The sequence below is a fragment of the Azospirillum brasilense genome, assembly GCF_008365405.1.
In the GTDB taxonomy this organism is placed as follows: domain Bacteria; phylum Pseudomonadota; class Alphaproteobacteria; order Azospirillales; family Azospirillaceae; genus Azospirillum; species Azospirillum brasilense_D.
Map to the genome: position 1 here is coordinate 174,437 of NZ_QOKV01000009.1, position 18,203 is coordinate 192,639.

At 69.2% G+C, this 18,203-nt stretch carries 15 protein-coding genes; 8 read left to right on the forward strand and 7 right to left on the reverse strand.

Features of this window, described 5'->3' with window-relative positions:
- Together DS837_RS16030 and DS837_RS16035 are read right to left on the reverse strand one after the other, a co-directional pair.
- Positions 1-1,428 carry an FAD-binding oxidoreductase gene (locus DS837_RS16030; RefSeq protein ID WP_211102260.1) on the reverse strand — a complete coding sequence of 476 codons (1,428 nt, stop codon included), beginning with the start codon at positions 1,426-1,428 and terminating at the stop codon, positions 1-3.
- A 213-nt stretch (positions 1,429-1,641) separates the two neighbouring features.
- Complete coding sequence (locus tag DS837_RS16035) at positions 1,642-2,244, reverse strand: cysteine hydrolase family protein (protein WP_149165671.1); 603 nt, start codon at positions 2,242-2,244, stop codon at positions 1,642-1,644.
- An 82-nt stretch (positions 2,245-2,326) separates the two neighbouring features.
- Here DS837_RS16035 and DS837_RS16040 point away from each other — a divergent pair, with 82 nt between their 5' ends.
- Positions 2,327-3,217: a LysR family transcriptional regulator gene (locus tag DS837_RS16040; RefSeq protein ID WP_149165672.1), complete on the forward strand. Its 891-nt coding sequence runs from the start codon at positions 2,327-2,329 to the stop codon at positions 3,215-3,217.
- A gap of 251 nt (positions 3,218-3,468) precedes the next feature.
- Positions 3,469-3,672, forward strand: coding sequence for a hypothetical protein (locus DS837_RS16045; RefSeq protein WP_149165673.1), 204 nt, complete (start codon positions 3,469-3,471; stop codon positions 3,670-3,672).
- 154 nt (positions 3,673-3,826) lie between these two features.
- Here DS837_RS16045 and DS837_RS16050 read toward each other — a convergent pair whose 3' ends face one another.
- The 5 genes from DS837_RS16050 to DS837_RS16070 form a co-directional block, all read right to left on the reverse strand.
- Entirely contained in the window at positions 3,827-4,321 is a 495-nt protein-coding gene (locus DS837_RS16050; RefSeq protein ID WP_247889961.1) for a hypothetical protein, read from the reverse strand.
- A gap of 262 nt (positions 4,322-4,583) precedes the next feature.
- Positions 4,584-5,705 carry an ABC transporter permease gene (locus DS837_RS16055; RefSeq protein WP_149165675.1) on the reverse strand — a complete coding sequence of 374 codons (1,122 nt, stop codon included), beginning with the start codon at positions 5,703-5,705 and terminating at the stop codon, positions 4,584-4,586.
- Positions 5,706-5,708: 3 nt separating this feature from the next.
- The gene (gene rbbA, locus DS837_RS16060) at positions 5,709-8,459 is read right to left on the reverse strand and encodes a ribosome-associated ATPase/putative transporter RbbA (protein WP_149165676.1); all 2,751 of its coding nucleotides are present in this window, start codon (positions 8,457-8,459) and stop codon (positions 5,709-5,711) included.
- Complete coding sequence (locus DS837_RS16065; RefSeq protein ID WP_149165677.1) at positions 8,456-9,526, reverse strand: HlyD family secretion protein; 1,071 nt, start codon at positions 9,524-9,526, stop codon at positions 8,456-8,458. The genes rbbA and DS837_RS16065 overlap by 4 nt, the downstream gene beginning before the upstream one ends.
- Positions 9,527-9,658: 132 nt before the next feature.
- Positions 9,659-10,837 carry an ROK family transcriptional regulator gene (locus DS837_RS16070; protein ID WP_149165678.1) on the reverse strand — a complete coding sequence of 393 codons (1,179 nt, stop codon included), beginning with the start codon at positions 10,835-10,837 and terminating at the stop codon, positions 9,659-9,661.
- 189 nt (positions 10,838-11,026) lie between these two features.
- Between DS837_RS16070 and DS837_RS16075 the strand changes: the two genes are divergently transcribed.
- From DS837_RS16075 to xylA, 6 genes are all read left to right on the forward strand, one after another.
- Positions 11,027-12,586, forward strand: coding sequence for a sugar ABC transporter ATP-binding protein (locus tag DS837_RS16075; RefSeq protein WP_149165679.1), 1,560 nt, complete (start codon positions 11,027-11,029; stop codon positions 12,584-12,586).
- Complete coding sequence (locus DS837_RS16080) at positions 12,564-13,568, forward strand: ABC transporter permease (RefSeq protein ID WP_174436348.1); 1,005 nt, start codon at positions 12,564-12,566, stop codon at positions 13,566-13,568. Before DS837_RS16075 ends, DS837_RS16080 begins: the two co-directional genes overlap by 23 nt.
- Before the next feature lie 28 nt (positions 13,569-13,596).
- A complete protein-coding gene (locus DS837_RS16085) occupies positions 13,597-14,550 on the forward strand; it encodes a substrate-binding domain-containing protein (RefSeq protein WP_035681887.1) in 954 nt (317 codons plus the stop codon).
- 78 nt (positions 14,551-14,628) lie between these two features.
- Positions 14,629-15,684 (forward strand): sugar phosphate isomerase/epimerase family protein, encoded by a 1,056-nt coding sequence (locus DS837_RS16090; protein ID WP_035681885.1) that lies wholly within the window; start codon positions 14,629-14,631, stop codon positions 15,682-15,684.
- 13 nt (positions 15,685-15,697) lie between these two features.
- Entirely contained in the window at positions 15,698-16,873 is a 1,176-nt protein-coding gene (locus tag DS837_RS16095) for a Gfo/Idh/MocA family protein (RefSeq protein ID WP_149165680.1), read from the forward strand.
- A gap of 11 nt (positions 16,874-16,884) precedes the next feature.
- Positions 16,885-18,192 (forward strand): xylose isomerase, encoded by a 1,308-nt coding sequence (gene xylA / locus DS837_RS16100; RefSeq protein WP_149165681.1) that lies wholly within the window; start codon positions 16,885-16,887, stop codon positions 18,190-18,192.
- The last annotated feature ends 11 nt before the right edge of the window (positions 18,193-18,203 follow it).

The following is an 18,203-nucleotide window of genomic DNA, read 5'->3' on the forward strand; positions in this document are numbered from 1 at the left end:
TCAGCCGGGCGGCAGGAGCCGTCCGGGATTGAGGATGTTCTGCGGGTCGAGCGCCCGCTTGACGGCGCGCATCAGCGCCAGCTCCGCCGGCGGCTTGTAGCGGGCCATCTCGGCGAGCTGGACGCGGCCGACCCCGTGCTCGGCGCTGAAGGTGCCCTTGAGCCGGGCGGCCTCGTCGTTGACGGCGTGGCGCAGCGCGGCGGCGAGCGCGTCGCGGTCGCCCGATCCGGCGGCCTCCCAGGCGTCGAAGGTGAAGAAGGGGATGAAATGGACGTTGCCGTCGCCGAGATGGGCGACCACGATCACCGGCAGATCGGGCACCAGGGCGCGCACCGCCGCGGTCGCCGACGCGATGAAGGCGGGCACCGCCGACAGCGGCACCGCGCAGTCGGTGGTCAGGCCGACGCCGGCCTTCTTGTTGGCCTCCGACACGCTGTGGCGGATCTCCCACATGGCGTGGCGCTGCGCCTCGCTGGAGGCCAGCGCGGCGTCGCTCAGCAGGCCGTCGGCGAAGGCGTCCTCCAGGATCGCCTGCAGTTCGTCGTCGAGCGCCTCGCCGGAGCCGTTGTCCGACAGCTCGATCAGGACGTGCCAGTCGGCCGCGCTCTCGATCGGGCTGCGGCGGCCGGGGACGTTGCCGATCACGAGGTCGAGCTGCAGGCGGTTGATCATCTCGAAGGCGGACAGCCGGGCCGCGCTGCGCGCCTGGACGCGGGTCAGCAGGGTCAGAGCGTCCTCCGGCGACGCCATGCCGACCCAGGCCACCGCGTGGCGCGTCGGCAGTGGGTGCAGCTTCAGCGTCGCCGCGGTGATGATGCCGAGGGTGCCTTCCGAACCGATGAACAGGTGCTTCAGGTCGTAGCCGGTGTTGTTCTTGCGCAGGCCGTAGAGGCCCGACCAGACGGTGCCGTCGGCCAGCACGACCTCCAGCCCCAGCACGTTCTCGCGGGTGTTGCCGTAGCGCAGGACCGACGTGCCGCCGGCGTTGGTGGCGATGGTGCCGCCGATCTGGCAGGAGCCCTCGGCGCCCAGGCTGACCGGGTAGAGCCGGCCGGCCGCGGCGGCGGCCTCCTGCACGGTGGCGAGGACGCAGCCGGCCTCGACCTCCATGGTGTTGTTCACCGGGTCGATGGCGCGGACCGCGCGCATGCGGGTGAGGCTGAGGATGACCGGGGCGGGTCCCGTTTCCGACGGAACGGCGCCGCCGCACAGGCTGGTGTTGCCGCCCTGCGGCAGGACCGGCACGCCGTGTTTGGTGCAGCAGCGCACCACGTCGGCCACCTGTTCGGCGTTGGCGGGGCGCGCGAGGCAGAGCGCCGGGCCGCGGTAGCGCCCGCGCCAATCCTCGGTCACGGCGTCCAGATCGGCGGGGTCGGTCAGGACGGCGTCGGCGCCGATCAGGCTCGTCAGTTCAGCGATCACGTCCACCCGCGATCTCCTTGATCTATCCATTATTCAATCGCAATGCGATTGCATCAACTGGAATATGATAACTTGAGTTTTGTACTCCAACAAACCTCTTTTTGCGGAGCGTGCGAATTTTCGGCGCGCGGAAGCGTCGGTGCCGGGCACTGTCCGGTGCGGAGTGATGGGTGGATGGTCCTTTCACCGTCTCGAAATGGCGGTGAGCCGATGCGGTCTTTACGCCCAGGCCCGGCTGTCCCTGACCACCACGGCGAAGCGGTCGGCTAGGGCGGCGAGGTTGGCGCGGTGAAGAACGTCGGCCGGGATCACGCCGCCGGCCCCGTCGGGAAGGTCGCGGGTGGCGCTGGCCGTGTCCACGACCGTGGTCCGCCAGCCGAGGTCGAGGGCGGCGCGCACCGTGCTGCTGACGCACATGTGGGTCTGGAAGCCGGCGACGATCAACTCCTTGCGGCCGGTGGCGCGGATGAGGGCGTCGAGGTCGGTCCCGGCGAAGGCGTTGGGCCGGTGCTTCGCCACCACCGTCTCGCCGTCCAGCGGGCTCAGCGGGGCGACGATGCCGGACAGCGGGCTTTCCGGGTTGAACAGGGGGCCACCCGGCTTGCCGTGGTGGACGACATGGAAGACCGGGAGGCCGGCCTTGCGCGCCCGCTCCAGCAGACGCGCGGCCTCGGCCACCGCGGCTTCCATCCCGACCAGGGGAAGGGCGCCCTCGGTGTATTCGCGTTGGGCGTCGATCAGCACCAGCGCCGCGGAGTCGAGGGGGCTCGGCGTGGCAGGGGCTCCGGCGAGGGCGAGAAGGGTCTTCGGGGTGGCGCTCATGGCGAATGCGGCTCCGGATGAGAGGGTGCGGCGCCCACAGTGCTCTGTGTATTTTTGGACGGAAATTCGATAGGTTTGCACGATGACTGTTCATAAGCAGACAGCCACCCTGAACTGGGACGATCTGCGGGTTTTCCTGGAACTGGCCCGCACCGGCAGTTTGTCGGCGGCGGCGCGCGCGTTGCGGATCAGCCACGCGACGGTCGGACGCCGGGTCGCTGCGTTGGAAGAGGGGTTGGGCTGCGGCCTGGTGGAACGGCGGGCCGACGGCTACAGCCTGACCTTGGACGGGGAAGCGGTCTTCGCGCTGGCCGACGGGATGGACGAGCGGGCGCTGGCCATTCTGCGTCAGGTCTCGAGCCGCGGCGGGCGGGAGGCCGGACTGACCGGCACCGTCCGGCTGACCACCACCCAGGCGCTGGCCGACCGTTTCCTGATGCCGCGGCTGGGGCCGTTCCGCGCCCGCCACCCTGGAATCGACCTGGAGGTGACGGTGGACAACCGCTCGCTCAGCCTCGCGCGGCGGGAAGCCGACATCGCCATCCGGCTCGCCCGCCCGCAGCGCGGCGACCTGATCGCGCGGCGGCTCGCCGCCATCCGTTATGGCCTGTTCGCGGTGGTGGGGGCGCCCGACGCGATGATTGGCTACGACGAGGCGCTGGCCGACCTGCCGGAAGCGGTCTGGCTGGCCCGCCACACGGCCGGCCGCCGCGTCGCCCTCCGTTCCAACAGCTTGCAGACCCAGCTTGCGGCGGCGAAGGCGGGTTTCGGAGTGGCCCTGCTGCCGTTCTGGCTGGTGGCGGGGGAGCCGAACTTGCGGCCGGTACCCTGCGCGGCGCCGCCGCTGGAGCGCGAGGCGTGGCTGGTGCTGCACCCGGATTTGCGGGATGTGCCAAGGATCCGGGCGTTGATTGAGCATCTGGTCGCGCTGTTCGCCGCGGAGTTCGCCGCCGACCGCTTGGCAATGGGCTGAGGGGCCGCGAACATTCAGCGGATCGAGTTCTGAGCGCTGTCCAGGATCAGCCGGCCGCCGGTGCGAGGCAAGGCAGGGGGTTTTTTCTCGGCAAAATGCCAGCCAGGGGCGACGCGCGCTCTTGACGTCGAGCAAAAAACCTATTTTCCTATATGAAATTATTTTTTGTACAAATGAAGAATGTTGTTGGCGGGGCCGCATCCGTTTGAACGCCGCGCCTCGTCTTTTCCTTTTTGAACAGGAAACTCGGCATGAAGGCTTCGGATGACCTCCAATGGATGTTGATCGCGTCGCTCAGCCCGTCTTGCGCTCTGCCCTTGCCACTTCCGCATGACATTCTGGACGGTGCGCCGGACCAGACGTGCAGGGATGATTTGCCGCTCAGTCACCGGCTGGCTCTGGGGGCAGGCGTCGCAATGGCGATCCTGCCGGTTTTGCTGGCCACCTTCGCCTGACCTGCCGCCATGCCCGCCGACGTCCGGCGCGTCATCCGTGGTGGGGCGGACGTTGCGTAAACTTCAATGTTCGGTGGACTCCAACATTCGGGTGACACTCGGTGCGGCTCAGCAGTGGAGCGAGGCTTCGCCGTCCGTCGTGGGGGAGGGGGCGTCAAACGCTGGACGCCGTCCAGGCGGTGCCGCCGTGCTGGGCGGGGCGCTGGCCCCCGGTTGCCACTGCGCGGCTGACGACCTCGCCGTCGAGATTGACGAAATACTTCGCGGTGCGCACGAGTTGCTCGGGCGTGAGGCCGTTGGCCCTCAGTTCCTCCCACATCCTCGCCATCTCGTGCTCCGGCCGGCCGAGGTAGGTATCGGTGATGCGATCCATCAGCTTCTGCTGGTCGGCCGTCACGTATGGCATGTAGCCACGGTCGTTGACAGGCAAGGCCATCTGAAACGCCGGCGGGTCCATCGTCCGGTTCCGCACGACCGTATCCCGCTGCCGTTTGTAGGCATCCAGCTCCGTCTGCATTCGGGCGATCTCCTCGCGCTCGGCCGGATCGGCCGATGCCGGCGCGGCCGTGGGGGCCGCCGCGTCGGAAGCGCGTGTCGGCAGCAGGTCCGAGAAGCTGGGCGAGTCCGCGGATTGCCCGGCACCCGACATCCTACTCCGATCCGAGACGACCGGATGGCCGGCGGACACGGAATGACCAAGGACTTGCACGTTCCCCCTCCACTGCGGTTTGCGGCATTCGCCACATGCCAGTGGGAAGAGCAAAGGTTGTGCCATGTCTGTGCCGCGCCGATGGCGCCGTCCCCGGCGCCCATGACGCCGAAAAGCGCGCCTTTTGCTTGGCAAGCTCTGCCCATGGGCACAAATTGCCCGACCCGCCGGGGGCGCCCGGCGGCGGCTCATGACATCTGGCTCATGACATCTGGTTGATGGCCTTGCGGAAGCGCGCCAGCGACAGGCTGAACAGGATCACGCCGATCCCGATCAGCGCCAGGAACTGCGGCCAGACCACGTCGAGGCCGGCGCCGCGGTAGAGGATGGCCTGGGCCAGCGTGACGAAGTGCGTCGTCGGGGCGGCGAGCATCACGTCCTGAACGAGGGCGGGCATGCTTTCGCGCGGCGTCATGCCTCCCGACAGCATCTGCAGCGGCACCATCACCAGGATCATCAGCATGCCGAACTGCGGCATGCTGCGGGCCACCGTCCCCAGGAAGACGCCCATCGACGTGGTGGCGAACAGGTGCAGGGCGGCGCCGGCGAGGAACAGGGCGACGGAGCCGCCGATGGGAACCGCCAGCAGCCCCTGGACGACGAAGACCAGCGAGACGGCGCAGGCGACGAGCACGACCAGGGCCATCGACCAGATCTTGCCGACCATGATCTCGACGGGCGTGACCGGCATCACCAGCAGATGTTCGATGGTGCCGTGCTCGCGCTCCCGGATCAGGGCGGCGCCGGTCAGGATGATCGACAGCATCGTGACCTGGTTGATGACCTCGATCACCGATCCGAACCAGCCCTTGTTCATCCCGGGATTGAAGCGGACGCGCAGGGCGAGATCGACCGGAAGGGCCTGCTCACCCCGGTAGCGTTGCACGAACGCGTTGACCTCCCCGCTGACGATCTGCTGGACGTAACCGCTCCCGGAAAAGGCCTGGGTCATCCGCGTCGCATCGACGTTGAGCTGGATCGCCGGCCGGCGCCCGGCGAGGACATCGCGTTGGAAGTCGGGTGGAATGTCGAGCGCGAAGGTGTCGAGCCCGGCATCCATGCGGGCGTCCATCTCGGCGGGCGTGATCAGCACCGGCGGCAGGAAATAGGGCGGGTAGAAGGCCCCGACGATGCGGGCCGACAGGGGCGAGCGGTCCTCGTCGACGATGGCGATCGCCGCCTTGTTCAGCGTCTCCGGGATGGCGGTCGCCGCCGTGTAGATGGCGAGGGTGAAGGAATAGACGATGAGGACCAGCAGCATCGGGTCGCGGGCGAGGCTGCGCAGTTCCTTGATGCCGAGGTTCAGGACGTTGGACACCTGCATCGCTCAGGTCTCCTGCTTCTTCAGCAGCAGCGCGCTCGCGCCGATCAGCACCGGCACGGCGATCAGCAGCGCGACGAAGGCGGCGTGCAGGTCCCCGAAGCCCAGGGCCTTGGAGAAGACGCCCCGCGCGATGGTCAGAAAGTGAGTGGTCGGGTAGACCTCCCCGATGAGCGCCGCGGCGCCCCCGAGGGACGAGACCGGATCAATCATGCCGGAATACTGGGTGGCCGGAATCAGCGTCGCGATGGCGGTGCCGAAGACGGCGGCGATCTGGCTGCGCATGAAGCTGGACATCAGGAGACCCATGGCGGTCGCCGAAAAGCTGTAAAGCAGGGCGCCGGTGGCGAGGGCCAGCACGTTCCCGGTCAACGGCACGCCGAAGGCGGTGACCGCCAGCGCCGCCATCAGAAGGACGTTGAGCATGGCCAGCCCGACATAGGGCAGTTGCTTGCCGAGCAGGAACTCCAGCTTGGTGACCGGCGTGACGTAGAGGTTGATGATCGAGCCGAGTTCCTTCTCCCGCACGACGCTGAGTGCGGCCAGCATCGCCGGGATCAGCAGCAGCAGGATCGGGATGACCGCCGGCACGATGGCCTTCAGGCTCTCGACATCCGGGTTGTAGCGGAAACGGGTCTCGATGGTGGCGAGGCTGGGCGTCTGGTTCCGCGAGGCCAGCCACTGGCTGTGCATGCCCTGCACGTACCCGTTGACCGTCTCGGCCCGCGTCGGCATGGCGCCGTCGATCCACGCCCCGATCTGGACCGGACGCCCACGGGCGACATCGCGCCCGAAGCCCGGCGGGATTTCCAGCGCCAGGGAGAGGTCGCCCGCCCGCATGCGCCGGTCGAGATCCGCGTAGTCGATGATCGGCGCCCGTTCGACGAAGTAGCGGGAGCCCGCGAGGTTGAGCGTGTAGTCGCGGCTCACCGTCGTCTGGTCCCGGTCCAGGACCGCGAAGGACAGGTCCTCGACATCCATGTTGATGCCGTAGCCCATGATGACCATCAGCAAAAGGCTGCCGACCAGGGCCAGCGTCGCCCGGATGGGATCGCGCCGCAGCTCCAGCGCCTCCAGACGCGTGTAGCTGAGCATCCGCCGCGGGTTGAAGACGCGGCCTTCCGCGCGTTCGCCGGGAGGGTTGGCGGCGGGAGGCGGGACCTGTCGGCGATCGTCGGGCGCCGCCGCGTCGCCTCCCTGACGCTCCGCCACGGCCTCCTCCAGATAGTCGATGAAGGCCTCCTCAAGCGTCGCGGCGCCGCGCTTCGCGACGAGCGCCGCCGGCGTGTCGCTGACCAGCACGCGGCCGGCGTGCATCAGCGAGATGCGGTCGCAGCGTTCGGCCTCGTTCATGAAATGCGTCGAGATGAAGATCGTCACCCGGTCCCGGCGCGCCAGCCCGATCATGATCTCCCAGAACGCGTCGCGCGCGATGGGATCGACGCCCGACGTCGGCTCGTCCAGGATCAGCAGGGCGGGCTCGTGGACCATCGCGACGGCGAGGGAGAGGCGCTGGCGCTGGCCGAGCGGCAGCTGGTCCGGCAACGCCTCCATCGCGTCGGCGAGGCCGAAGCGCTCCGCCACCGCCGCGACCCGGCTGGGTAAGACGTCTTCGGGCACCTGGAACAGGCGGGCGTGCAGTTCCAGGTTCTGCCGGATCGTCAGCTCCGAATAGAGCGAGAAGGCTTGCGACATGTAGCCGACGCGCCGCCGGGTCTCGATGTTGCGGGCGTCCACCGGTTGCCCGAACAGCCGGGCCTCACCCTCGCTCGGCTGGAGCAGGCCGGTCAGCATCTTCATGGTCGTCGTCTTGCCGCAGCCGTTGGAGCCAAGGAAGCCGAAAATCTCGCCGCGCGGGATGCGGAAGCTGACATGGTCGACCGCCACGAAGTCGCCGAAGCGCATGGTCAGGCCCTTCGCCTCGATGGCGATGTCGCTTCCGTCCTCCGGCCGCGGCACGATCGCGACAGCCTTGTGCCCGTGGCGCTTTTCCTCGGGCATCAGCGCGACGAAGGCCCCCTCCAGCGTCGCGGTCCCGGTGCGGTCCAGCAGTTCCCGCGGGCTGCCGGTCGCCAGCACGCGCCCTTCGTCCATGGCGACGAGCCAGTCGAAGCGCGCCGCCTCCTCCATGTAGGCGGTGGCCACCACCACGCTCATGCCGGGACGGTCCGCCCGGATGCGGTCGATCAGCTCCCAGAACTGCCGCCGCGAGAGCGGGTCGACGCCGGTGGTCGGCTCGTCGAGGATCAGCAGGTCCGGGTCGTGGATGAGCGCGCAGCACAGGCCGAGCTTCTGCTTCATGCCGCCGGACAGCTTGCCGGCGGGCCGGTCAGGGAACGGCGCCAGACCGGTGCTCCGCGTCAGGTCGGCGATGCGGTGCCGGCGCTCGGCCCGGCCCTGGCCGAACAGCCGTCCAAAGAAATCGAGATTCTCGGCGATCGACAGCGTCGGGTAGAGATTCTTGCCGAGGCCCTGCGGCATGTAGGCGATGCGGGGGCACACGGCGCGGCGGTGGCGCGCCGCGGCCATGCTGCCGCCCAGCACCTCGACCGTCCCCTCCTGCAAGGCGCGCGCGCCCGACATCAGCGACAGCAGGCTCGACTTGCCGACCCCGTCGGGGCCGATCAGGCCGGTGACACGCCCCGCCGGGACGTCCAGGCTGACCCCGTCGATGGCCCGGACCTTTCCGTACACCAGACGGACGTCCCGCAGATGCGCGACGGGTGATGCGGCGGACCGGTCGGCGGTGTCGCTCATGGCACGAGGTTTTGCAGGTTGGCCGGCCATTCTGTGTCCGGCTCGATCCGCACATAGGCCACCCCCGGCAATCCGGTCTTCACATCACGAATGTATTTCTTGAGCAGCGGAGGGGGGATTTGGGCCTTGATCCGGAACATCAGCTTCTGGCGTTCGCTGGCCGTTTCCACCGTCTTCGGCGTGAATTGGGCGACGTCGGCCACGAAGGTGGCCTTGGCGGGGATGACGTATTGCGGGAAGGCGTCGAGCGCGATCCGCACGTCCGTGCCGATCCTCACCCGCCCGGCAACCTCCGTCGGCAGGAAGAAGGTCATGTAGACGTCGCTGAGATCGACCATGTTCAGCACCCGTCCGCCGGCGCCGAGCACCTCGCCCGGCTGCGCCACCCGGAACTGCACCCGTCCGTCGCGCGGCGAGCGGAGGGTGCTGTCCCGGATGTCGGCCTGGATGCGCTCGATGGTGGCCGCGGCGGCGTCGACCGCCGCCCTGGCGTTGACGACCTGGGCCTCGGCCGTGGCGATGGCGGCGTCGGCTGCGGCGACCTGCGCCTTTGCCGCGCTGACGGCGGCGTTCGCGCTTTCGAAGCGGGCGCGGTCGGTGTCGAGAACCTGCCGCGACGTCGTGCCGCGCGCTTCCAGTTCCTCGGATCGGGCGAGCTGCTTCTGGGCGACGTCCCGCTCGGCCTCGCGCTGGGCGACCAGGGAGAGCGCCGACTGGCGCTCGGCCTGGCGCTGGAGCACTTGATGGCGGGCGGTCTCGACACCGATGACCGCCTGCTGCTTCTGGGCCTCGGCCTGCTTGGCCTGGGCCTGGAGCACGTCGGTGTCCATCCGGGCGAGCACTTGGCCGGCGGTGACGAAATCGCCCTCATCGACCAGGATGTCCTCGACCCGCCCGGCGGTTTTCGTGGCGATGTCGATCTCGACCGCCTCGATCCGGCCGTTGCCGCTGGCCAGACCGGCGGGCAGTCCTTTGGGCTGCACAAACAGCCACACCCCGTACAGGATCACGACGACGGACAGCGCGGCTGCGGCTTTGAGCAGCCACCGGCTTGGCTTCCTCATCATCCACCAATCCATTCGCTTGCAGGCAACGCCGTCAAGGCCATCCAGCCTATCAGACCGTCGGCGCGGCGCCACCGGCTTTTTCAGCTTGAAGTGGAAGGCTTTATTGCCGCACCGGCGCGATCGCGCACGGCCTTACAGGATGGGTCCCGGCACCGAGAGGAAGCCATCCATGGCCAGGGCGATTCCCCCCATGGGCACAGCGTCCGGGCCGAGCGGCGAGACGAGAAGCCGCAGGTCGCGGCGCAGCGGTTCCAGCGCATGCTCGTCGAGGGCGGCGTTCAGCGTCGGAAGGATGAACTCCGCGACGATCGACAGGTTGCCGCCCAGCACCACCAAGCCGGGATTCGTCAGGTTGACCATATGGGAGAGCGCCATTCCCAGATGCGAACCGGCCGCCTCCAGCAAAGTCCGCACCACCGGATCGCCGTCGCGCGCCGCGGCGGCGGCGGCCCACAGGTCGGGCAGGGCGCGCCGCCGCTCGCCGGCCTGGGCGAGGATCGAGGTTTCGGAGACGTAGGTTTCCAGGCAGCCCCGCTTGCCGCACCCGCAGGGGCGGCCACCCGGTACGACGGTCAGGTGGCCGATCTCCCCGGCGAAGCCCTGCGCGCCGCGGTACAGCCGCCCGCCGAGGAACAGCCCGCCGCCGACGCCCGAATGGCCGGTCAGGTAGACGAAATCCTCCACCCCCCGGCAGGCACCGAACAGCCGCTCGGCCATGGCGGCGGCCTTGGTGTCGTTGTCGACATGGACCGGCGCGCCCAGCGCCTCCTCCAGCAGCGGGCGGATCGGCGTGTCGCGCCAGCCCAGATTGGGCGCCAGCACGAGCCGGCCCTCACGGTCCATCAGCGCCGGAATGCCGATGCCGATGCCGCGCAACGGCGGCGGTGCCGCTCCGCCCTCCGGCCGGCTCGCCGCCACGACTGCGTCGATCCCCTCGTGCAGTTGGCGCAGCGCCGCGGTGAGGTCGGTGCTGCCGGGGATCTGCGACTGCTCCACCACCGTGCCGGCCAGCGTGGTGGAGACGATGCGGATCGTTCCCGGCTCCAGCCGGGCGCCCACCAGCAGCCCGGCCGACGGGGCGATGCCAAGCGCGGTTTCCGGACGCCCGATGCGGCGCGCGCGCGGCGCCTCGCTCCGCTCGACCAGCCCCTCCTCGATCATCTGCGCCACAATGGCCGAGGTCGTCGCCTTGTCCAGGCCGGTGAGCCGGCTGAGGTCGCGCTGCGCGCAGCTCGGGTTCTCGCGCAGCGCGTGGAAGACGCGGACCATGTTGAGGCGGCGGATCGCGGCCGAGTTGACCCTTGGCAGCATGCGGATTCCTGTCTCGCGCGTCTGGCGGCAATCGTTGGGCGCCGGGCGGGGCATACACCGAAAAGGTGGGGGATGTCGCCCCGACATGGCTTGACGCGGGCTGATTCGAATCATACGCTCCCATTTGTTAGACCGTCTATCTAATTCGCGGCCACACGAGAAGCCGCAATCCAGGGAGGGGGCGACCCCATGGCCGAGCCGCTTTTGGCAGCGTTCGGCGTCACGAAGAGCTTTGGGCCCGTCGAGGTCCTCCATGGCGTGGAGTTCACCGTCCAGCGCGGTGAGGTGCACGCCCTGGTCGGCGAGAACGGGGCCGGCAAATCGACGCTGATGAAGATCCTGTCCGGCTTTCACCAGCCGACATCGGGCGCCGTGCGCGTGGATGGGCGACCCATGAGCTTTTCCGGCATCGGCGCCGCCGAGGCGGCGGGCGTCGTGCTGATCCACCAGGAATTCAACCTCGCCGAACACCTGACGGTCGAGGAGAACATCTTTCTCGGGCGCGAGCTGCGGCGCGGCCCCTTTCTCGACAAGCGCGCCATGCGCGAGCGGTCCCGCGCCGTCCTGGCGGAGCTGGAATGCCCGGTGGACCCGCGCGTGCGGGTGCGGGACCTCGCCGTGTCGGAGCGGCAAATGGTCGAGATCGCCAAGGCGATGTCGCGCGAGGTCCGCGTCCTCATCATGGACGAGCCCACGGCGGTGCTGACCGGCACTGAGTCCGCTGTGCTGTTCGGCCTGATCCGCCGGCTGCGCGACCAGGGGGTGGGGATCGTCTACACCTCCCACAAGCTGGACGAGGTGCGGGCCATCACCGACCGGGTGACCGTTCTGCGCGACGGCCACCACATCGCCACCCGCCCGACCGCCGAACTGACGGAGGATGGCATCGCCCAGCTCATGGTCGGGCGGGCGATCAGCGACCTGTTTCCGGCCAAGACGCCGCCGGCGCCGGACGCGCCTGCGGTGCTGGAGGCGCGGGGGATCGACGTTCCCGGCTGGGTGCGGGGTGCCGGGTTCGACCTGCGCCGCGGCGAGATCCTGGGCTTCGCCGGGCTGATCGGCGCCGGGCGGACGGAACTGGCCGAGGGGCTGCTCGGCCTGCGACGTCGCACCGCCGGCACGCTCTTCCGCAACGGGGAGCCGCTGCGCGTCCGCCGCCTGGAGAACGCGGTGGCGGCCGGGATCGCCTACCTGACCGAGGACCGCAAGGGCAAGGGCCTGCTGCTCGCCAAGGGATTGCAGCCGAACCTGACGCTGCTGGCGCTCGACCGCTACGGCCGCGTCTTCGTGGACGAGCGGCGGGAGGCGGCGGCGCTGGAGCGCGCGGTGACGGAGTTCGACATCCGCGTCCGGACGCTGGACGTGCCGGTCGGCAGCCTGAGCGGCGGCAACCAGCAGAAGCTGCTGCTCGCCAAGACCATGCAGGTCGATCCGGACATCCTGATCGTCGACGAGCCGACGCGCGGCATCGACATCGGGACCAAGCAGCAGATCTACCGGTTCCTGCACGAGTTCGCCCGCCGGGGAGGGTCGGTGATCCTCATCTCCTCGGAAATGCCCGAGATCATCGGGCTGTCGCACCGGGTGGTGGTCATGCGCTCCGGCGTGGTGACCGGCATCCTGGAAGGTGATGAGATCGAGGAGGGCGAGATCGTCCGCTACGCCACCGGCCTGAAGGGGCGCGCATCACCCAGTTCATCAAGCCGTCCATCACAAGGAGACGCGCATGACGCCGTCGGTCATGCCTGAGGCCGCGCGGAAGCCCTCCTCCGGCTTCGATCTGAAACTCTACGGGCCGTTCCTGGCGCTGGCCGCGCTGATCGTGCTGGGCACCATCGTCAACCCGGTGTTCCTCAGCCCCGGCAACATCGGCAACGTGCTGACCCGCACCGCCTTCATCGGCATCATCGCGGTCGGGGCCACCTTCGTCATCACCGCCGGCGGGATCGACCTGTCGGTCGGCTCGCTGGCCGCCTTCGCGTCGGGCGTCATGATCGTGGTGATGAACGCGCTGGTCGGCTCCATGGGGGCCGGGCTGCCGGTCATCCTGGTCGGCGTCCTGGTGGCGCTGGGGCTCGGGCTGGCGGCGGGGCTGGTCAACGGGCTGCTGGTGACCAAGGGCCGGATGGAGGCGTTCATTGTCACGCTGGGGACGATGGGCATCTTCCGATCCCTGGTCACCTACATCGCCGATGGCGGCACGCTGTCGCTGAACTCGGAGATCCGCACGATCTACCGGCCCGTCTATTACGGCGGCGTCTTCGGGATCTCCTACCCGATCCTGGCCTTCGCGGTGGTGGCGCTGATCGGCGCGCTGATCATGTACCGCACGCGCTTCGGCCGCTACTGCGCCGCCATCGGCTCCAGCGAGGACGTGGCGCGCTATTCGGCGATCAACGTGGACCGGGTCAAGCTGCTGGCCTTCGTGCTGCAGGGCATCTGCGTCGCCATCGCTGTGGTGATCTACGTGCCGCGGCTGGGTTCGGCCTCGGCCACCACCGGCCTGCTGTGGGAGCTGGAGGCCATCGCCGCCGTCATCATCGGCGGCACCATGCTGAAGGGCGGCTACGGCCGCATCTGGGGCACGGTGGTGGGCGCCGTCATGCTCACGCTGATCGACAACATCCTCAACCTGACCGGCGCCGTCAGCGTCTACCTGAACGGCACCATCCAGGGGGTGATCATCATCGTCGCGGTGCTCCTGCAACGGGGGACCGTGGCGCGTCGCTGACAGAAAGACAAACAGGGAGGAATCGACCATGACGTTCCGTTTCGGTCTGGCCGCGGCGCTGGCCGCGGGCCTGATGGTGGCGCCGGTCGCCGGCTGGGCGCAGCAGAAGATCAAGATGGGCGTGTCCATCCCCGCCGCGACTCATGGCTGGGCCGGCGGCCTCAACTGGCACGCCCAGCAGGCCGAGAAGCGGCTGGAGAAGCAGTACCCGAACCTCGACGTGGTGATCGTCACCGCCCGCGACGTCGGCCGGCAGGCCAACGACCTGGAGGATCTGGTCTCGGTGCAGCGGATCGACGCGCTGGTCATCCTGCCCTTCGAATCCGCGCCGATGACCGACCCGGTGCGCGCCGTCAAGCAGGCCGGCAAGTTCGTGACGGTGGTGGACCGCGGCCTGACCGACCCGTCCATCCAGGACCTCTACGTCGCCGGCAACAACCCGCAGATGGGCGAGGTCTCCGCCCGGTTCATGAAGGAGAAGATGGGCGGCAAGGGCGACATCGTGGTGCTGCGCGGCATCCCGACCGTGATCGACAACCAGCGCGTCGACGCCTTCATGAAGGAGATCGAGGGCACCCAGATCAAGGTGCTGGGGATGCAGTACGCCAATTGGAACCGCGATGACGGCTTCAAGGTGATGCAGGACTTCCTGTCCCGCTTCCCGAAGATCGACGCGGTGTGGGCGCAGGACGACGACATCGCGCTGGGCGTCATCGAGGCCGTCAAGCAGGCCGGCCGCGAGAAGGAGATGTTCATCCTGGGCGGCGCCGGCATGAAGGACATGATCAAGCGCGTCATGGACAAGGACGTGCTGGTTCCCGCCGACGTCCTCTACCCGCCCGCGATGATCGCCGAGGCCATGGAGATCACCGCCAAGCATCTGGTGGAGAAGGCGCCGATCCAGAAGGAATACATAATCGAGGCGACGCTGGTGACCCCGGAGAACGCCGCGAAATACTACTACCCGGACTCGCCGTTCTAAGAACCTCTGCCCCCTCCCTGGCCCTCCCCCGCCTTCGGCGGTGGAGGGGACACCGACACACTCATGGGGAGACCCATCATGAAGACGATCAAGGGGCCGGCGATCTTCCTCGCGCAGTTCGCGGGGGACGCGGCGCCGTTCGACAGCCTTCCGGCCATCGGCGCCTGGGCCGCCGGGCTGGGCTTCAAGGGCGTGCAGATCCCGTCCTGGGACGGCCGCCTGTTCGACCTCGCGCGGGCCGCGGAGAGCAAGGGCTACTGCGACGAGGTGAAGGGCGTGCTGGCCGAAGCCGGCGTGCAGATCACCGAGCTGTCCACCCATCTTCAGGGACAGCTCGTCGCCGTGCACCCGGCCTATGACGAGGCGTTCGACGGCTTCGCGGCGCCGGAGGTGCGCGGCAACCCGAAGGCCCGCCAGGAATGGGCGGTCAACCAGCTGCTGATGGCGGCCAAGGCCTCGGCCAACCTGGGGCTGACGGCGCACGTCACCTTCTCCGGCGCGCTGGCCTGGCCCTACGTCTACCCCTGGCCGCAGCGGCCGGCGGGGCTGATCGAAACGGCCTTCGACGAGCTGGCGCGGCGCTGGCGGCCGATCCTCGACGCCTTCGACGCGGCGGGGGTGGACCTCTGCTACGAGATCCATCCCGGCGAGGACCTGTTCGACGGGGCCACCTTCGAGATGTTCCTGGAGCGCGTCGGCAACCACCCGCGCTGCAACATCCTCTACGACCCCAGCCACTTCGTTCTGCAGCAGCTCGACTATCTCGGCTACATCGACGTCTATCACGAGCGGATCAAGATGTTCCACGTCAAGGACGCGGAGTTCAACCCGTCCCCGCGCCAGGGCGTCTATTCCGGCTACCAGCCCTGGATCGGCCGGGCCGGGCGCTTCCGCTCGCTGGGCGACGGGCAGGTCGATTTCGGCGGCATCTTCTCCAAGCTGACCCAGTACGGCTTCGACGGTTGGGCGGTGCTGGAGTGGGAATGCGCCATGAAGCACCCCGAGCAGGGGGCCGCCGAAGGCGCGCAATTCATCGACGCGCACATCATCCGAGTGACCGAGAAGGCCTTCGACGACTTCGCCGGGGCCGGCACTGATGAGGCAGCCAACCGGCGCATGCTCGGCATCGGCTGAGCGGGAGGGAAGCATGACCATCGAAGGGAAGACGGCCTCCGGGCCGAACCGCCGGCTGCGCCTGGGCATGGTCGGCGGCGGGCGCGGCGCCTTCATCGGGGCGGTCCACCGCATCGCCGCGCGCCTCGACGACCGCTACGAGCTGCGGGCCGGGGCGCTGTCCTCCGATCCGGAGCGCTGCCAAGCCAGCGGCGCCGACCTGTTCCTGCCGCCGGAGCGCTGCTACGCCAGCTTCGCGGAGATGGCGCGGGCCGAGGCGGCGCGCGACGACGGCATCGACGTGGTCAGCATCGTCACGCCCAACCACCTGCACCACGACGCCGCCAAAGCGTTTCTGGAGGCGGGCATCCACGTCATTTGCGACAAGCCGCTGACCACCACGGTGGAGGACGCGGAGGATCTGGCGGCGGCGGTGGAGCGCAGCGGCCTCGTCTTCGCGCTGACCCACAACTACACCGGCTACCCGATGGTGCGGCAGGCCCGCGCCATGGTGGCGGCCGGTGACCTGGGCGCCCTCCGCGTCGTTCAGGTCGAATACCCGCAGGACTGGCTGAGCACCCGGCTGGAGGAGAGCGGGCAGAAGCAGGCGGAATGGCGGACCGACCCGGCGCGCAGCGGCATCGCCGGCTGCGTCGGCGACATCGGCACTCACGCCTTCCAGCTGGCCGAGTTCGTCACCGGCCTGCGCTGCACGCGGGTCGCCGCCGACCTGACCGCCTTCGTGGAGGGGCGCCGGCTCGACGACAACGCGCACATGATGCTGCGCTTCGGCAACGGCGCGCGCGGCATGCTGTGGGCGAGCCAGGTGGCGCCCGGCCACGAGAACGGGCTGCGCCTGCGAGTCTACGGCGACAAGGGCGGGCTGGAGTGGTTCCAGGAGCAGCCGAACCATCTGCGCTTCAGCCCGCTCGGCGAGCCGCCGCGCACCATCACCCGCGGCGGCCCCGGATCGGACGGGGCGGCGGCGCACGCCACGCGCATCCCGTCGGGCCATCCCGAAGGCTATCTGGAAGGCTTCGCCCAGATCTACCGCGACGCCGCCGACCTGATCGTCGCCCGCATGGGCGGTGCCGCCGCCGGTGCACCGGCCGCCCTCGTCCCCACCGTCCGGGACGGCGTGCGCGGCGTGCGCTTCATCCACGCCGCCGTGGAATCGAGCCGCCGGGATGCCGCCTGGGTCGAGCTTTGAAAGGATTTGTCATGACCGAAGCCTTTTTCACCGGCGTCGAGCGCATCCGCTACGAAGGGCCGGACAGCGACACCCCGCTCGCCTACCGCTGGTACGACCCCGACCGCATGGTCCTGGGCCGGCGCATGGCCGATCACCTGCGCGTCGCCGTCTGCTATTGGCACAGCTTCTGCTGGCCCGGCTCCGACCCCTTCGGCGGCGGCACGCTGGACCGGCCCTGGATGGGCGGCGGCGATCCGGTGGCGTTGGCCGAGGCGAAGATGGACGTGGCGTTCGAGCTGTTCGAAAAGCTCGGCGCGCCCTTCTTCACCTTCCACGACCGCGACGTGGCGCCCGAAATGGGCTCCCTGCGGGAAACCCAGGCGACCTTCGCCCGCCTGACCGAGCGGTTGCAGGGCTGCATCGAGCGCAGCGGCGTCCAACTGCTGTGGGGCACCGCCAACCTGTTCTCGCACCCGCGCTACATGGCCGGGGCGGCGACCAACCCCGACCCGGAGGTCTTCGCCTGCGCCACGGCCCAGGTGCGCGACGCGCTGGAGGCGACGCACCGGCTGGGCGGCGTCAACTACGTGCTGTGGGGCGGGCGCGAGGGCTACGACACGCTGCTCAACACCGACATGGGGCGCGAGCTGGACCAGCTCGGCCGCTTCCTGACGATGGTGGTCGAGCACAAGCACAAGATCGGCTTCACCGGCACCATCCTGATCGAACCCAAACCCATGGAGCCGACCAAGCACCAGTACGACCACGACGTGGCGACGGTCTACGGCTTCCTGAAGCGCTACGGGCTGGAGCGGGAGGTCGCCGTCAACATCGAGGTCAACCACGCCACGCTGGCCGGCCACAGCTTCGAGCACGAGGTGGCGGCGGCGCTGGCGCTGGGTGTCTTCGGCTCCATCGACATGAACCGGGGCGACCCGCAGAACGGCTGGGACACCGACCAGTTCCCCAACGACCATGTGGAGCTGGCGCTGCCCATGGCGCGCATCCTGGAGGCCGGCGGCTTCGCCAATGGCGGCTTCAACTTCGACGCCAAGATCCGGCGCCAGAGCATCGCGCCGGACGACCTGCTGCACGCCCATGTCGGCGGCATCGACACGCTGGCCCGCGCGCTGCTGGCCGGGGCGCGCCTCGTCGAGGACGGCCGGCTGCACCGCCTGCGCGCGGAGCGCTACGCCGGCTGGAGCGGCGATCTCGGCCAAAAGCTCCTCGGCGGGCTGGATCTGGCCGGGGCGGCGGACGCCGGACTCGACCTCGACCCTCGGCCGCGCTCGGGCCGGCAGGAGATGCTGGAGAATCTGGTGAACCGCCTCGTCTGAGGCCGCGGACT

What these genes read in the sequence shown, in the direction of transcription:
- DS837_RS16090 (WP_035681885.1), top strand. Translation starts at nt 14,629, where the DNA reads ATGAAGACGATCAAGGGGCCGGCGATCTTCCTCGCGCAGTTCGCGGGG.
- xylA (WP_149165681.1), top strand. Translation starts at nt 16,885, where the DNA reads ATGACCGAAGCCTTTTTCACCGGCGTCGAGCGCATCCGCTACGAAGGG.
- DS837_RS16095 (WP_149165680.1), top strand. Translation starts at nt 15,698, where the DNA reads ATGACCATCGAAGGGAAGACGGCCTCCGGGCCGAACCGCCGGCTGCGC.
- DS837_RS16080 (WP_174436348.1), top strand. Translation starts at nt 12,564, where the DNA reads ATGACGCCGTCGGTCATGCCTGAGGCCGCGCGGAAGCCCTCCTCCGGC.
- DS837_RS16075 (WP_149165679.1), top strand. Translation starts at nt 11,027, where the DNA reads ATGGCCGAGCCGCTTTTGGCAGCGTTCGGCGTCACGAAGAGCTTTGGG.
- DS837_RS16045 (WP_149165673.1), top strand. Translation starts at nt 3,469, where the DNA reads ATGAAGGCTTCGGATGACCTCCAATGGATGTTGATCGCGTCGCTCAGC.
- DS837_RS16050 (WP_247889961.1), bottom strand. Translation starts at nt 4,321, where the DNA reads ATGTCGGGTGCCGGGCAATCCGCGGACTCGCCCAGCTTCTCGGACCTG.
- DS837_RS16055 (WP_149165675.1), bottom strand. Translation starts at nt 5,705, where the DNA reads ATGCAGGTGTCCAACGTCCTGAACCTCGGCATCAAGGAACTGCGCAGC.
- DS837_RS16070 (WP_149165678.1), bottom strand. Translation starts at nt 10,837, where the DNA reads ATGCTGCCAAGGGTCAACTCGGCCGCGATCCGCCGCCTCAACATGGTC.
- DS837_RS16065 (WP_149165677.1), bottom strand. Translation starts at nt 9,526, where the DNA reads ATGATGAGGAAGCCAAGCCGGTGGCTGCTCAAAGCCGCAGCCGCGCTG.
- DS837_RS16040 (WP_149165672.1), top strand. Translation starts at nt 2,327, where the DNA reads ATGACTGTTCATAAGCAGACAGCCACCCTGAACTGGGACGATCTGCGG.
- DS837_RS16035 (WP_149165671.1), bottom strand. Translation starts at nt 2,244, where the DNA reads ATGAGCGCCACCCCGAAGACCCTTCTCGCCCTCGCCGGAGCCCCTGCC.
- DS837_RS16085 (WP_035681887.1), top strand. Translation starts at nt 13,597, where the DNA reads ATGACGTTCCGTTTCGGTCTGGCCGCGGCGCTGGCCGCGGGCCTGATG.
- rbbA (WP_149165676.1), bottom strand. Translation starts at nt 8,459, where the DNA reads ATGAGCGACACCGCCGACCGGTCCGCCGCATCACCCGTCGCGCATCTG.